Annotated in this window: 16 protein-coding genes; 1 reads left to right on the top strand and 15 read right to left on the bottom strand. The window is 74.4% G+C overall.

Features of this window, described 5'->3' with window-relative positions:
- Window positions 1-54 precede the first annotated feature (54 nt).
- Complete coding sequence (locus amrb99_RS45300; RefSeq protein WP_190868282.1) at window positions 55-1,428, top strand: L-serine ammonia-lyase; 1,374 nt, start codon at window positions 55-57, stop codon at window positions 1,426-1,428.
- 89 nt (window positions 1,429-1,517) lie between these two features.
- Here the strand turns inward: amrb99_RS45300 and amrb99_RS45295 are convergent, their stop codons facing one another.
- The 15 genes from amrb99_RS45295 to amrb99_RS45225 all read right to left on the bottom strand — a co-directional run.
- Window positions 1,518-3,116, bottom strand: a complete 1,599-nt coding sequence (locus amrb99_RS45295) for a serine/threonine-protein kinase (RefSeq protein ID WP_190868281.1) — start codon at window positions 3,114-3,116, stop codon at window positions 1,518-1,520.
- Window positions 3,117-3,172: 56 nt separating this feature from the next.
- A complete protein-coding gene (locus amrb99_RS45290) occupies window positions 3,173-3,619 on the bottom strand; it encodes a helix-turn-helix domain-containing protein (RefSeq protein ID WP_190868280.1) in 447 nt (148 codons plus the stop codon).
- A 92-nt stretch (window positions 3,620-3,711) separates the two neighbouring features.
- Window positions 3,712-4,875 (bottom strand): thiolase family protein, encoded by a 1,164-nt coding sequence (locus amrb99_RS45285; protein WP_190868279.1) that lies wholly within the window; start codon window positions 4,873-4,875, stop codon window positions 3,712-3,714.
- Between the two features lie 87 nt (window positions 4,876-4,962).
- The gene (locus tag amrb99_RS45280) at window positions 4,963-6,441 is read right to left on the bottom strand and encodes an MFS transporter (RefSeq protein WP_347257137.1); all 1,479 of its coding nucleotides are present in this window, start codon (window positions 6,439-6,441) and stop codon (window positions 4,963-4,965) included.
- A 454-nt stretch (window positions 6,442-6,895) separates the two neighbouring features.
- Complete coding sequence (locus amrb99_RS45275) at window positions 6,896-7,474, bottom strand: alkaline shock response membrane anchor protein AmaP (protein ID WP_190868277.1); 579 nt, start codon at window positions 7,472-7,474, stop codon at window positions 6,896-6,898.
- Window positions 7,475-7,506: 32 nt separating this feature from the next.
- Window positions 7,507-8,115 carry a DUF6286 domain-containing protein gene (locus tag amrb99_RS45270; protein WP_190868276.1) on the bottom strand — a complete coding sequence of 203 codons (609 nt, stop codon included), beginning with the start codon at window positions 8,113-8,115 and terminating at the stop codon, window positions 7,507-7,509.
- Window positions 8,112-8,510, bottom strand: coding sequence for an Asp23/Gls24 family envelope stress response protein (locus tag amrb99_RS45265; protein WP_347257141.1), 399 nt, complete (start codon window positions 8,508-8,510; stop codon window positions 8,112-8,114). The genes amrb99_RS45270 and amrb99_RS45265 overlap by 4 nt, the downstream gene beginning before the upstream one ends.
- Window positions 8,511-8,617: 107 nt before the next feature.
- On the bottom strand, window positions 8,618-8,803 hold the full coding sequence (locus tag amrb99_RS45260) for a hypothetical protein (protein WP_190868293.1): 186 nt from the start codon (window positions 8,801-8,803) through the stop codon (window positions 8,618-8,620).
- 5 nt (window positions 8,804-8,808) lie between these two features.
- Window positions 8,809-9,255: a hypothetical protein gene (locus amrb99_RS52050; RefSeq protein WP_241756543.1), complete on the bottom strand. Its 447-nt coding sequence runs from the start codon at window positions 9,253-9,255 to the stop codon at window positions 8,809-8,811.
- The gene (locus tag amrb99_RS45250; protein WP_241756544.1) at window positions 9,252-9,686 is read right to left on the bottom strand and encodes an Asp23/Gls24 family envelope stress response protein; all 435 of its coding nucleotides are present in this window, start codon (window positions 9,684-9,686) and stop codon (window positions 9,252-9,254) included. The genes amrb99_RS52050 and amrb99_RS45250 overlap by 4 nt, the downstream gene beginning before the upstream one ends.
- A 217-nt stretch (window positions 9,687-9,903) precedes the next feature.
- Window positions 9,904-10,107 carry a hypothetical protein gene (locus amrb99_RS45245; RefSeq protein WP_190868274.1) on the bottom strand — a complete coding sequence of 68 codons (204 nt, stop codon included), beginning with the start codon at window positions 10,105-10,107 and terminating at the stop codon, window positions 9,904-9,906.
- Window positions 10,108-10,169: 62 nt separating this feature from the next.
- On the bottom strand, window positions 10,170-10,841 hold the full coding sequence (locus amrb99_RS45240) for a response regulator (RefSeq protein ID WP_190868273.1): 672 nt from the start codon (window positions 10,839-10,841) through the stop codon (window positions 10,170-10,172).
- On the bottom strand, window positions 10,838-12,448 hold the full coding sequence (locus amrb99_RS45235) for a sensor histidine kinase (protein ID WP_190868272.1): 1,611 nt from the start codon (window positions 12,446-12,448) through the stop codon (window positions 10,838-10,840). Before amrb99_RS45235 ends, amrb99_RS45240 begins: the two co-directional genes overlap by 4 nt.
- An 816-nt stretch (window positions 12,449-13,264) precedes the next feature.
- Window positions 13,265-13,816, bottom strand: a complete 552-nt coding sequence (locus amrb99_RS45230; RefSeq protein WP_190868271.1) for a hypothetical protein — start codon at window positions 13,814-13,816, stop codon at window positions 13,265-13,267.
- 1 nt (window position 13,817) lies between these two features.
- The coding region (locus tag amrb99_RS45225; protein WP_206700365.1) for a DUF6286 domain-containing protein at window positions 13,818-14,052 on the bottom strand (235 nt) is incomplete at its 5' end.

The raw sequence follows: 14,052 nt of genomic DNA, 5'->3' as shown, positions 1-14,052 counted from the left end.
CCCCCTTCCCCCTCAGGGCGGGAGGGGGGCGCGCGCTACGACGAGGTAGCACCCATGGCCATCAGCGTTTTCGACCTCTTCAAGATCGGTATCGGCCCGTCGTCCTCGCACACGGGCGGCCCCATGGCGGCGGCCCACCGCTTCGCCCGCGGCCTGCGCCGGGACGGCCTGCTGGAGCGGACCGCGTCCGTCCAGGCGGTCCTCTACGGCTCCCTCGGCCTCACCGGGAAGGGGCACGGGTCCGACAAGGCCGTCATCCTCGGCCTCGAAGGCGACAAGCCCGAGACCGTCGACGTCGACACGGTGGACGAGCGGCTCGCCGCGATCCGCGAGCGCAAGTCCCTCCGCCTGTTCGGCTCGCACGACGTGCCCTTCGCCGTCGGCGAGCACCTGGTCTTCGAGCGCAAGGAGTCGCTGCCCGGCCACCCCAACGGGATGCGGTTCACCGCGTTCGACGCGTCCGGCGACGAACTGCGCTCCAAGGTGTACTACTCGGTCGGCGGCGGCTTCATCGTGGACGAGAACGCCACCGGCGCCGACCGTATCAAGCCGGACGACACCGTCCTGCCGCACCGGTTCGACACCGCCGCCGAGCTCCTCGACCGCTGCCGCGAGACGGGCCTGTCCATCTCGGCGCTCATGCTGGAGAACGAGAAAGCGTTCGGCCGCACCGAGGAGGAGATCCGCGAGGGGCTCCTGACGCTGTGGGACGTCATGCGGGCCTGCGTCACCCGCGGCTGCACCCGCGAGGGCCTCCTGCCGGGCGGCCTGAAGGTGCGGCGGCGCGCCCCGCAGCTGCACCGCCAGCTGTCGGCGGAGCAGGCGTCCGACCCGCTGCACGCGATGGACTGGGTCACGCTCTTCGCGCTCGCCGTCAACGAGGAGAACGCCGCTGGCGGGCGCATCGTCACCGCCCCGACCAACGGCGCCGCCGGCATCATCCCGGCCGTCCTGCACTACCACGACCGGTTCGTGCGGGGCGGCGACGACCAGAGCGCCGTCCGGTTCCTGCTGACCGCCGGTGCGATCGGCGTGCTGTTCAAGCAGAACGCGTCGATCTCCGGTGCCGAGGTCGGCTGCCAGGGCGAGGTCGGCTCCGCCTGCTCGATGGCCGCCGCCGGGCTCACCGAGGTCCTCGGCGGCACCCCCGAGCAGGTGGAGAACGCCGCGGAGATCGGCATCGAGCACAACCTCGGCCTGACCTGCGACCCCGTCGGCGGCCTCGTCCAGGTCCCCTGCATCGAGCGCAACGCGGTCGGCGCCATCAAGGCCATCAGCGCCGCCCGCATCTCGCTGCGCGGCGACGGCCGCCACTTCGTCTCCCTCGACAAGGCGATCAAGACCATGCGCGACACCGGCCGCGACATGCTCGACAAGTACAAGGAGACCTCGCGCGGCGGCCTCGCCGTCAACGTCATCGAGTGCTGAGCGGCGGCCGCGCCTCTCCGGTGGGGTCGCGGGCCTGGGTCCGCCGGCCGGCGCGGGTCGCGCCGGCGGCTACAGGGGTGTGCCGTGGATTACAGGGCCTTGTCAAGGGCCAGGTCGGCGGCGCGGCGCAGTGCCTGGCGGTAGCGGTCGTCGATGGTCGCCGCGGAGCAGGAGGCCATCGCGATGACGTTGCCCTTGCGCGCCACGACCTCGGCCCACGAACTGCTGGTGACGCCCTCGCAGCTCTCCTCACCCACTCCGCCGCCGGTGGCGGGCGCCGAGGTGCAACCGAAGCTCGAACCGCCGTGCAACGCCTTGCGCGCGTCCTCGATCCCCTTACGCGGGTCGTCGCGGTTGTAGAGGTTCAGCTGGATCTGGAAGGTGTCCGTCGGCGGGAAGAGGTCCGTGCCGAACGCGCAGAGCCTCCACTCCCCGTACTGGTCGGCGCTGCTCCGCGGGATGCGCTTGCCCTTCGCGGCGCCCATGTCAGCCAGGACCCGCTTCCCCGCGCTCGAGTCGTAGATCGAGCACATGTCCGCCGGGAGGGACGACACGGCGGCGGGCCTCTCGTGGCGCAGCACCTGCCGCACCACGAAGACGCCGCCCGCCACCAGGGCCGCGACGACCGGCAGCGCGATGGCGGCCGTCAGCCACGGCCAGACCCGGCGGCGGCGCGCTTCGCCCGGAGGAAGGCCCGGCTGCGGCCAGCCCGGCGATGCCGTCCACGGTGCCTGCTGCGGCACGGTGCCGGCGAGCCCGGAGGCGAGAGGCGGCGACGCGGGAGGCGGCGCCTCGGGCGGAAGAGGCACGGACGCGTGAGGCGGCGCCGCGGACGCGGGCGGCGCGGACGCGGACGACGCGGCGGCGGGAAGCGTGTCGACGGGCTGCCAGGCGGTCCGCGCCGTTAGGCGGGAGATCACCTCCGCCGCCGTCGGCCGCTCGGCGGGGTCCTTGGCGAGGCAGGACGCGACCAGGTCGCGCAGCCACCCGTCCAGGCCGGACAGGTCCGCGTCCTCGCTGAGGATCTGGTGGAACAGCGCCTGCACGCCGTCCCGCGCGAACGCCGGATGCCCGGTCGCGGCGAACACCATGGTCGCGCCCCAGGAGAACACGTCCGCCGCGGCGGTGGCGGGGCGGCCCTCGATCTGCTCGGGCGCCATGTACGCCGGCGTCCCGATCGGGCCCCTGGTCAGCGAGGACGTGACGTCCACCTCGCGCGCGATCCCGAAGTCGATGACCCGCGGGCCGTCCGGGCCGAGCAGCACGTTGTGCGGCTTGAAGTCCCGGTGCACCACCCCCGCGGAGTGGACGGCCGCGAGCGCGGTCGCCGTGTCGATGGCCAGCCGCTCCAGCGCCGCGCCCCGCCGCGGCCCTTCGGCCTTCACCGCGTCCTGCAGCGACGGGCCGTCCACGTACTCGCTGACCACGTAGGCGGAGGCCGGATCCAGCCGGACGTCGAGGACGCGCACCGTGCAGAAGGGCGCGACCCGCCGGGCCGTCTCGACCTCCCGGCCCAGCCGCCGCAGCGCCTCCTCGTCCAGCCCGCGCAGCACCTTGACCGCGACCGGCTCGCCGCCGGCCCCGCGCCCGAGGTAGACGACGCCCTGCCCGCCCTCGCCGAGCCGCCCCTCGATCTCCCAGGAACCGACGTGCGTCGGATCACCGGCCCTCAACGGCATCGCGGACATCTCGCACCTTCCTGAAGATGTCCACTCTTCTATCGCATTCCGCCGTCTTTCCGGGGTCAGGACGTCAGCGCGCCCCGCCCCGTCGGCGAGTGGGCGCCGGGCCGCGCCTCGTTGCCGCAGTGCCGGCAGATCACCATCGGGCTGAGGGTCTCGCCGCAGGAGTGCTGCCAGCGGACCGGCGGGTCGTCGGGGTGCAGGTGCCGGTCGCCCCACGCCATCAGGACGATCAGCACGTCGCACAGCTCCCGCCCCGCCGCCGTGAGGTGGTACTCGTAGCGGACGGGGTGGTCGCTGTAGCGCTCGCGGCGGACGATCCCGTTCGCCTCGAGCTTGCGGAGCCGGGTCGTGAGGATGTCGCGGGCCGCCCCGGTGTTGCGGGCGATCTGGTCGAACCGGCGGACGCCGTAGCTGAGCTCCCGGATCGCGAGCAGCGTCCAGCGCTCGCCGACGATGTCGAGGGTGTCGGCGATGGAGCACTCGCGGGGATGGGCGTCCTTCGGCATACCGGAAGCCTAGCCGCCGGTTCCGAACGCCCCGCCGGACACGATCGGCCCGCCGGACACGATCGGCCCGCCTGCCACGTTCGGTCGGCTGGTCACAGGCGCTCGACGATCGTCGCGTTGGCGAGGCCGCCGGCCTCGCACATCGTCTGGAGGCCGTAGCGCCCGCCGCGGTCCTCCAGGGCGTGCAGCAGCGTCGTCATGATGCGGGCGCCGCTCGCGCCGAGCGGGTGGCCGATGGCGATCGCGCCGCCGCGGACGTTGACGCGCGCGAGGTCGGCGCCGGTCTCGCGCTGCCAGGCGAGCACGACCGGGGAGAACGCCTCGTTCACCTCGAACAGGTCGATGTCGTCCAGGGTCAGGCCGCCCCTGGCCAGCACCTTCTCCGTCGCCGGGATGATGGCCGTCAGCATCAGCAGCGGGTCGTCGCCGGCGACCGCGAACGCGTGGAACCGGGCGCGGGGGCGCAGGCCGAGCCGCTCCGCCACGTCCGCGCCCATGACCAGGACGGCGGCGGCGCCGTCGTTGATCGGGGACGCGTTCCCGGCGGTGACCTTCCATCCGATCTCGGGGAACCGCGCCGCCGTCCGCTCGTCGTAGTAGGCGGGCCTGAGACCGGCGAGGATCTCCGGTGACGTGCCGGGCCGGACGGTCTCGTCGCGCTGCCCGGTCCAGGCGACCTCGCGGTCGAACTCGCCGTTCTTCCACGCCTCGGCGGCGCGGCGGTGCGACTCGTAGGCGTACGCGTCGAGCTCCTCGCGGGACAGGTCCCACTTCGCGGCGATCAGCTCGGCGCTGATGCCCTGCCCGACGAGGCCGTCCGGGTACCGCTCCTTGAGCATCGGGCCGAACGGGTCGCTGCCGGGCAGCACGCTCGACCCCATCGGCACCCGCGACATCGACTCCACGCCGCACGCGATCGCGATGTCGTACGCGCCGCTCTGCACGCCCTGCGCGGCGATGTGCAGCGCCTGCTGGGACGAGCCGCACTGCCGGTCGACGGTCATGCCCGGCACGGTCTCGGGGAACCCGGCCGCCAGGACGGCGGTCCGAGTGATGTTGAGGGCCTGGTCGCCGACCTGGGTGACGACGCCGCCGATCACGTCGTCCACCTGCGCGGGGTCGATCCCGGACCGTTCGACGAGCGTCCTCAGCGTCCGCGCCAGCAGGTCGGCCGGATGGTCGGCGTGCAGCGCGCCGCCCGGCTTGCCCTTGCCGACCGGCGTGCGCACCGCTTCCACGATCACCGCGTCCCGCATGACCACCTCCGTTGTGTTCTCCAACTTACTGTCCAGTATCCGCCCAGCGAGTTGGAAAACACAACCCACTGGGGAGCGTGCCGCCCCTCACATTTCCTCCACCTGGACGGATCCGGCGGAGTCGCCGGGCGGAGCGGCGGCCGAGGGTCGGGGGCGGCGGACCAGGAGGCAGGCGGCGGCCGTCGCGAGGGTCGCGAGGAGGACCAGCCGCCAGCCGTCGTCGAACGCGCCCACCCCGCCCGGCGCGGCGTCCGAGCCCAGCGCGGCGATCAGCATCGCGACGCCGAGGACGGTGCCGATCTGCCGCGCCATCGTGACCATGCCGGAGCCGGTGGAGAAGTCCCGGGGCGGCAGCGCGGACACCGCCGCGCCGACGAGGGTGGGGAGGGCCAACCCGACGCCGACTCCGGTGAGCAGCATCCCGGGCAGCATGCCGGCGGCGTAACCGTCGTCCGGGTTCATCATCCACGTCCACCACGCGATGCCCGCCGCGAAGGCCGCGCAGCCGGCGATCGCGATGGGGGCCGCGCCGGTGCGCCGGGCCAGCGGGCCCGCGCCGACGGCGAGGCCCGGGACCATCAGCGGCCCGGGCGCGATCGCGAGGCCCGTCCGCAGCGCGGACCAGTGCCAGACCTGGCGGCACCACAGGACCGCCGAGAGCAGCATCGCGGCGAACGCGACCGCGAAGAGCAGGTTCGCCACGGACGCCGGGGCGAAGCCGGGGACCCGGAGCAGCCGCAGCGGCAGCACGGGCTCGGGATGCCGCGCCGACCGGTGCACGAACAGCACCAGCAGGACCGCCGCCGCCACCAGCGTCCCGATGACGCCTCCGGAGCCCCAGCCCCAGTCGTTGCTCTTGACCAGCGCGAGCGCGAGCGCGGCGATGCCCGCCGTCAGCAGTCCCGCCCCGGCAAGATCAGGCCGCACCGCCCGCGCGGCCAGCGCACCGCCCTGGGCCGGCGCACCACCCTGGGCCGGCGCACCACCCTGGGCCAGCGCACCGCCCTGGGCTGGGGCGGCGGCTTGGGCCGGTGAGCGGATGACGCGCGGGCCGGCCAGCAGCACGGCGATGCCGGCGGGAACGTTGACGAGGAACACCCAGCGCCAGTCGAGCTGGGTGAGCAGGCCGCCGGCGACGGGGCCGAGCGCGGCGGCGAGGCCGCTCATCGCGGTCCAGGCGCGGACGGCGGCGAGCCGGCGTGCGGGCGGCGCGGCGGCGACGAGCAGCGCGAGCGAGGACGGGGTCAGGAACGCGGCGCCCGCCGCCTGGACGGCGCGCGCCCCGACCAGGGACCAGACATTCGGCGCCACCGCGCACAGCGCGGACGCGACGGTGAAGACGGCGATGCCGCCGAGGTAGGCCCGCTTGGGCCCGGTGCGATCGGCGAACCGTCCGGCGGGAACGAGCAGCGCGGCGAACACGACCGCGTAGGCGTTGAGGATCCACGACAGGGACGACAGCGACGCCCCCGTGAAGTGCCGCCCGACGTCCGGGAGCGCGACGTTGACGATGAAGACGTCCAGGTTGGCCATCGCGACACCGGCCGCCACGACTGCGAAGACCACACCGAACCGTCCCGCAGCCGGTGAAGCCGGTGCAGGGTCTAGCCGAGGCGAAAGCGGAGTCGAGGGCGGAGTCGGGGGCGGGGTTGGGCGGGGCGGGGGTGAGGGGGTGGCGGGCGGCATGGCGCTCCTAGTGAGTTGTGTTTTCCAACCATCAAAGCGGAGCGGGTTGGAAAACACAACTCACTGATCGCGAGGGAACGGCCGCCGCATGAAGAACCCGGGGGCGCGGCGTCGCCGCCGCACCCCCGGGTCTTCGGGCCGCTCTAGCGGGAGGGGCCCATGCCGTGGTCCGTCTGTTCCTTCCATGCGTCGAAAGGCCCCTCGACGGAGCCACCCGGAATTGGCAGGTCGACCAAGCGAGCCTCCTCATTCCCTCGACGTCATGTTCACCACAAAACGCTAGTCGGGCAAACCGCCCTTCACGCCCAACAGGCCCCAAAGGTGTCGCCAAAGGTCAGAGCAGCGTGTCCGCCCGCTCGCCCTTCACCAGCCGCAGCCGCACCACCGCCGGTACCGACTCGCGGCCCAGCGCCGCCGCCAGCCGCGGCATCCCCTCCTCCTCGATGCGGCTCCGCAGCTCCGCGGGATCCGCGCGCCGCCCGTACGCGACGTTCAGCCGCAGTTCCGGGCGCCGCGACGAACCGATCAGCCGGGCCCGCACCGTCCGCACCCCCGGGTACTCGCCGACCTCGGACTCCAGCGCGTCCGTCACCGCCTTCCCGGACAGGCGCGTCCGCCCGCCGGCGGCGTTCGGCTCCATCGCCAGCCCCGGCAGCCGTCCCGGCCGGCCCTGCGCGAGCAGCCAGGCCAGCCCGAGCAGCGCCAGCACGATCACCGCCGCCGCGACCGCAGGCCAGAACCAGCCGTGATCAGCGGCGTACCGCCGGACGGTGCCACTGAACACCGGGCCGGTCGCCCGGCCGTGGCCGAACACGCCGGCCCCCCGCGCCAGACCCGCCCCGCCCACGGCGACCATGAGCGCCCCGACCAGGACCAACCCGGTCCGGTTGAGATGAGCGGGCCCCCGGTTCATCCGCGCCCCCTGACCGTTCGGTCCCCCGCCATCTAGGTCTCCTTGCGCTTCATCCGCACCTTCACGGTCCGGGGTTGCAGCGGCCGTATCCGCTCCAGGCACGCGCGCACCGCGTCCGCGACGCCGTCCTCCAGCCCCCGCGCGTCGCGCACCGGCGTCTCCGCGACCACCGTCACGCGCCTGGGCCGCAGCCGGACCCGCCGGACCCGCGACACCCCGGTCGCGTCCTCCGCCGCCGCCGCGATCGCCCGGCACAGTCCGCGTTTGCTGACGCCCATCACCACGTCCGGCACACGGCCGTGCAGCGGGACGACCCGCGACCGCCCGGGCAGCAGCCCCGCCAGCAGGAACACCAGCCCGACCAGCACCAGCCCTCCGCTGATCGCACGGGTGACCCACCCGTCCCACCGGACGTCCAGCAACTCCCGGTAGGCGATGACGTGCAGCGACGACCCGAACATCGCGGAGAGGACGTCGATCGCGGCGATCACCGACGCCGCGGTCAGCAGCAGCGCCGCGAGCGAGCCGATCCGGACCCGCCGCGACCGGAACGCGTGCCGCGCCGCCCGGTCCGCCCGCCGCTCCCCCGACGTCCGCGTGCCGTGCGCCGGCACCCGCCGCTGTCCGGCATGCGTGATCATGACACGGTCCTCCCGCCGGGCCGCTCCAGCTCGGCCACGTCGATGTCCACCTGCCGCACGGTGAGCCCGGTCAGCGACTCGACCCGCGTGCGGACGCCCTCGCGCACCCGGCGCGCCACGTCCCGCACCGGCATCGGGTACTCCACCGACAGCGCCACCTTCGCCGTGACGACCTTCCCGTGCACGCGCACGTCGGTGCGGGCCGCGCGGCGCCCTGGCAGCCCGACGCCGAGCACCGACCGGTCGAGGCCGCCCGACCCCGCCGTCTCCTCGGCGGCCTTCGCCACGATGCGCGCCACGACCCGGTCGCTGATCGTCGTCCGGCCCCGCTCCCCCGGCGGACGCGCCTCCCCCGCCGAACGCGCCGCATCCGGCCTGTGCTCGCCGGCAGGTATGTGGCCCTCGCCCGCGTGGGCCTCAGCGGGCGCTTGTCCGGCGCGTTCCTCGTCCGCCGCCACGCGCCCGTCAGGCTCGGCACCTTCGCTTCGCGCGCGGTCCGCCGTCATCGCGGCCGCCGGCCGGTGTTGAACGAGAACAGCTGACGGATGTCGAGGTTCCCCTCGATCGCCCGTCCCGTCAGGAATCCGAGGCAGCCCAGGAACAGCACGATGAAGAACGGGCCGAACCCGCCGAACGCGCCCGCGAACCCGAGCGCCACCCCGAAGCCCAGCCCCACCAGGGGCCATATCGGAATCACGTCGCTCCCCCTTCGGCGATGTCGCCGATCAGGACGTGCACCGGGCGGTCCCCGGCGAGCGGGCGCACCGCCCGCCGCACGTCCTCGGCCGTCTCCGGCAGCGGCCGCTCCACCAGCGCCACCACCCCGACCTCGATCTCCGCGTCCCGGACGGCGACGCCGGCGAGCGGCCGCCCCGCCCGGTACGTCATGATCCGCGCCCGCGGCCCGGCGGTCAGCCCGGCCACCGACCGGCAACCGGTCACCGCCTCCGCGACCCGCTCCACGAGCCGCCCCTTGCCGTCCGGATCCTCACGGGCCCGCTCGGTGCCCCGCCGTGCCGCCGCGGTGCCGGTCGCCGCACGGCGCGGCGGGCTCTGCGGGACGGGCGGGATCCGGGCATGGGCCTGGCGGCCCGCGCCCTCCGCAGCGGCGGGCCGCGTCCTCCGGGTCCGGGCCGTCATAGCACCCGGGGGCCCGTCGGCTGCTCGGGCTCCTCGCGGTCGTCGCCCGGCAGGTGGATGTCGTCGACCGTGATGTCGACCTCCACGACCTCCAGCCCGCACATGTGCTCGACCTGCCCGATCACGTTGGAGCGGACCGCGTTGGCGAGATCGGGGATCGAGGCCCCGTAGTCGACCACGAGGTCGATGTCGATCGCCGCCTGCCGCTCCCCGACCTGCACCCCGACGCCCTGCGTCGGATCGGCGGCGACGCCGGGAAGCCGCTCCTTCACCGAGCCGATCGTGCGGCTCATCCCCGCGCCCATCTCGTGCACGCCGCCCACCTCGCGGGCCGCCATGCTGGCGATCTTGGCCACCACCACGTCGGCGATCTCGGTGCGGCCGCCGGACGTCACCAGCTCGCTCGACCCGCCGGAACGGGCGCGGCGCAAGCCCTCGTCGGGCCGGTCCTGCGTGGCGACCGTGCCCTCCCTGCGTCCCTCATCCTGGCTCACGGTGTCCCCCCGATGCGTCGGCAATGTGCGATTGATGCTCAGCGCGGATCACACCAAACCCGTACGGCGCGGGCGAATGGCCAGGTCAAGAGGGTTTTACATGCGAAACGGGGGCCGGTGGCGGCACGCCGCCGGCCCCCGCCGCGAAGGGCGGCTAGCCCTTGAACATCGCGCGCATCTTCCGGGCGGCGTCGCCCGGCTTGACCTTGCGCGGCTTGTCCCCCGCGCGTCCGGCGTCGTCGGCGGCCTCCCCGTTGCGGGCCGTGCGGGCCGGGCGCGCCGGGCGGGCCTCGCCCGACTCGTTCCTCCGCTCCGGTTCGGCGGTCCTGCGGTCCACCTTGTCGTTCAGGTCACCCACGACAACTCCCCCGATGTCGCTGACGGATCGTTCGTCCCGTAGGTACCCCGCGGCGCGCCCCTCTACCCCGGGTAGAAGCGGACCTCCGGCCGGCCGACCTGCCCGTAGTGCGGACGGCGCGTGGCCAGGCCGTTCTCGGCGAGGTACTCCAGGTAGCGGCGCGCGGTGACGCGGGACACCCCGGTGAGGTCCGCGGCGGCCGCCGCCGACAGCCCCTCCGGCGCCCCCGTCAGCACCTCGGTGATCGCGTCGAGCGTCTCGCCGCTCATCCCCTTCGGCAGCGACCGGTGGTCCGGTGTCCGCAGCGTCGCCAGCATGCCGTCCACGTCGGCCTGCCCCGACACCTCGCCCGAGCCCACCAGCTGCTCCCGGTAGCGCGCGTACCGGACGAGCTTGTCGCGCAGCGACGCGAACGTGAACGGCTTCAGCAGGTACTGGACGACCCCGACCGACACCGCCGAACGGATCACCGCGAGGTCTCGCGCGGACGTCACCGCGATGACGTCGACCTCGCTGCCCCCGGCCCGCAGCGCCCGGCAGACCGTCAGGCCGTGGGTGTCGGGAAGGTAGAAGTCCAGCAGGACGACGTCGACCCGCGTCCCCTGGCAGAACCGCAGCGCGTCCGCGCCCGAGTGCACCACCCCCGCGACCGCGAACCCCGCGACCTGCTCGACGTACGAGCGGTGCGCCTCCGCCGCGACGGGGTCGTCCTCCACGATCAGCACCGAGATCATCGGGCCTCCACCGGCAGCCGGACGGTGAACACCGCGCCCTCGCCGCCGCCACCGGCGACCTCCACCGTGCCCCCGTGCCGCCGGACCGCCCGGCCGACCAGCGCCAGGCCCAGCCCGTGCCCCACCGGGCCGCCCGACGACTTCGTCGTCCAGCCCCGGCGGAACATCTCCGGGACGTCCGCCGGATCCACCCCCGGGCCGCTGTCGGCGACCCGCAGGACGAGCCGCCCCTCCTCCCGGCGGACGCTCACCCGGACCCGCGGCGGCCGCACCCCCGCGTTCTCCACCGCCGCGTCCACCGCGTTGTCGATCAGGTTCCCGAGGATCGTGACCAGGTCGCGCGGCTCCACCACCCCGTCGATCGCGGTGTCCTCCGCGATCTCCAGCTCGACGCCGCGCTCCGTCGCCTCCGCGGACTTGCCGAGCAGCAGCGCCGCCAGCACCGGCTCCCGCACCGACCCGACGACCCGGTCCGTCAGCCGCTGCGCCGCCGCCAGGTCCGCCGTCGCGAACTCCACCGCCTGCTCCGGCCGGCCGAGCTCCACCAGCGACACCACCGTGTGCAACCGGTTCGCCGCCTCGTGCGCCTGCGACCGCAGCGACTCCGCGAACCCCCGCACCGTGTCCAGCTCGCCCGTCAGCCCCTGCAGCTCCGTGTGGTCCCGCAGCGTCACCACGTTCCCCATCGCCCGGTCCCCCGACCGCACCGGCGACGTGCTGACCACCAGGACCCGCGTGTCCCCGACATGGATCTCGTCCGCGCGCGGCTCCGGCGACGTCATCGACGCCACCAGCTCCTCCGGCAGCCCCAGCTCACCGACATGCCGCCCGCCGGGACCGTCCGGCGGCAGATCGAGCAGCTCGCGCGCCGCGTCGTTGCACAGCACGACGCCCCCGCCGCGGTCCAGCAGCACCAGCCCCTCCCGCACGGCGTGCAGGATCGCCTCGTAGTACTCGAACATCCCGCGCAGCTCGCCCGGCGCCGCCCCGCGGGTCTGGCGCCGCAGCCGCGCCGCCACCAGCCAGCTCCCGCCGATCCCGATCGCCAGCACCATCGCCGCGATCCCCACCAACGCCAGCAGCCGCCGCCGCAGCTCCGCCGAGATCGCCCGGATCGTGATCCCGACCGCCACCAGCGCCACCACCCGGTGCCCGTCGCCGAACACCGGGACCACCGTCCGCACCGACGGCCCCAGCGTCCCCGTGTACGTCTCGGTGAACTCGTGACCCGCCAGCGCGCGCGCCGTGTTCCCGACGAACCGCCCGCCGATCCGCGCCGGATTCGGATGCGTGTACCGGATCCCCTCCGGACTCATGATCGTGATGAAGTCCACGCCCGTGTCGTGCCGGATCCGCTCGGCGTACGGCTGCAGGATCCGGCTCGGCGACGGCGCGGCCACCGCCGCCCGCACGTCCGGCGCGTCCGCGATGCTCTCCGCCAGCGCCGTCACCGTGTGCGCCGCCCGCTCGTCCGTGGCCCGCCGGGCGTCCAGGTACGCGAGGGTCGCCCCGACCGCCACCAGCAGCGCGACGATCGCCGCCTGCAGCGCCAGCAGCTGCCGGGCCAGGCTCCAGCGTCCGGGCGCCGCCCAACCGGGACGCCGCATCCCACCCGTACCTTTCGTTTCGGCAATGCCGTGAACGAAATGTACACAACCGTGACCGTTACCAGAAGATCGCGCATAGTGACGGGTGCATGCCCTACGACCTGCACAGCTTCCGTGTGCGCGGGCGCCCATCGTGTGCATGCGTCCGCTCCGCGGCGCATGGGCGCCTGCCCGAGCGCGGGCACCCGTCCGGGGCGCGGCGCCGCCCCCCGCCCGGCGCCGCCCCGGACGGGTGTCGCGTGTTTGTTTGCATTGCCCTTGGCGGTCGGGCCCTGGGGGCCCTCCCTTCGGCGGGCAATGCGTGCGATCGCAGCATCGCTTCGACTCGCCCTGGGGGCTCGCTGCGCGATCGGATTCTCGCTTCGCTCGAATCCGGCTTCGCACGCGATCGCGACGGTTCGGTTGTCGCGTGGCTGGGGCCTAACCCCCGCGCCCGTTGCGGTCACCGGTTCCGCTCACGCTCACCCCTGGGACAATGGGCTCGTGAGCACCGGCACGTCCGGTTCACCCTGCGCGGCGCGCTCCCTGGACTCCGACAACGCCGCGCCCCCGGCCCCCTAATACCCCCGGCCCTGCACACCCCAGCCCCCACATACCTCCAGCCCTGCACACCCCGGCCCGGCATACCCCGAGCCTGGCGCACGCCGGGCCTGGCACACCCCGGCCCGGCATGCCCGGCCCGGCACGTCCCAGCCCGGCGCGTCCCAGCACGGCGCGTTCTGGGGACGTTGGTGCGTCCCCGGGGCTTCGGCGTGCTGCGGCACGGTGCGTCCGCGGCATCCTTTAGGTCCGGGCAGGGGCTTGGCGGCGGTGGGGTCAGGCGGTTTCCGGGTGGGGCGTCCTCGGGCGCTTCTGCTGTTGCGGGAAGGCCAGGCGGAAGCGGACGATCGCCTTCAGGTCGGGCATGCCCAGGGCGCGGCGGTAGCGCTCGACCGGGCCGGCGCCGAGTTCCCCGTACACCTCACTGAGCAGCGCGTCGCCGGCGCAGGTCACGTGCATGACCAGGCGCGGCCGGTTGACGGTGCCCGTGAGGCGGATGCGGACGTCCTGGACGTCCGGGAGCTCCTTGGTGGTCTTGACGAGGACGTCCGCGGCGGCGCGGGCGTGCGCGCGGGTCTGCGGGTCCAGGTCGGGCCACCGCGAGTGGACGACGGTGCGGCCCTGCACGACCAGCCACAGCTGCCCCGCGAGCGCCAGGATCTCGGCGACGCCGGCGGCGACGGCCAGGAACCACGGGCTGCCGGAGGCGAAGCGCACCAGCGCGGGGTCGAGCGGCGGGTGCCCGCCGAGGCCGGACACGCCCAGGGCGAGGGCGGACGCGCCGCACAGCAGCAGCAGGGCGCCGGTCGCCGCGATCGGGATCCTCATGTCAGTCCTTCCGCCAGCCGAGCCGGACGTCGACCAGGGGACGGTGCATCGGCTCGATCCTGTCGAGGCGCGCCGTGACCGCGGTGTGCACCAGTTCCTCGAGGTTCGCCGGGTTGCGGTAGTTCGTGGCGACCCGGACGACCAGCCGGCGGCGCAGCACGCCGAGGCCGCGGGCGCGGGCGCGCTCGATGCCGGGGACGGTCAGCGCCGCGTCGGCGGCGGCCCGGCGCAGCGCG

It is taken from the genome of Actinomadura sp. RB99, from assembly GCF_014706005.1.
Lineage (GTDB): Bacteria > Actinomycetota > Actinomycetes > Streptosporangiales > Streptosporangiaceae > Spirillospora.
This window is presented reverse-complemented; position numbering and strand designations above follow the sequence as displayed.

Excerpts from the sequence above, each read along its gene's own strand:
- amrb99_RS45285 (WP_190868279.1), bottom strand. The coding sequence starts at position 4,875 with ATGCGGGACGCGGTGATCGTGGAAGCGGTGCGCACGCCGGTCGGCAAG.
- amrb99_RS45290 (WP_190868280.1), bottom strand. The coding sequence starts at position 3,619 with ATGCCGAAGGACGCCCATCCCCGCGAGTGCTCCATCGCCGACACCCTC.
- amrb99_RS45295 (WP_190868281.1), bottom strand. The coding sequence starts at position 3,116 with ATGTCCGCGATGCCGTTGAGGGCCGGTGATCCGACGCACGTCGGTTCC.
- amrb99_RS45300 (WP_190868282.1), top strand. The coding sequence starts at position 55 with ATGGCCATCAGCGTTTTCGACCTCTTCAAGATCGGTATCGGCCCGTCG.
- amrb99_RS45275 (WP_190868277.1), bottom strand. The coding sequence starts at position 7,474 with ATGAACCGGGGGCCCGCTCATCTCAACCGGACCGGGTTGGTCCTGGTC.
- amrb99_RS45235 (WP_190868272.1), bottom strand. The coding sequence starts at position 12,448 with ATGCGGCGTCCCGGTTGGGCGGCGCCCGGACGCTGGAGCCTGGCCCGG.
- amrb99_RS45230 (WP_190868271.1), bottom strand. The coding sequence starts at position 13,816 with ATGAGGATCCCGATCGCGGCGACCGGCGCCCTGCTGCTGCTGTGCGGC.
- amrb99_RS45270 (WP_190868276.1), bottom strand. The coding sequence starts at position 8,115 with ATGATCACGCATGCCGGACAGCGGCGGGTGCCGGCGCACGGCACGCGG.
- amrb99_RS45240 (WP_190868273.1), bottom strand. The coding sequence starts at position 10,841 with ATGATCTCGGTGCTGATCGTGGAGGACGACCCCGTCGCGGCGGAGGCG.
- amrb99_RS52050 (WP_241756543.1), bottom strand. The coding sequence starts at position 9,255 with ATGACGGCCCGGACCCGGAGGACGCGGCCCGCCGCTGCGGAGGGCGCG.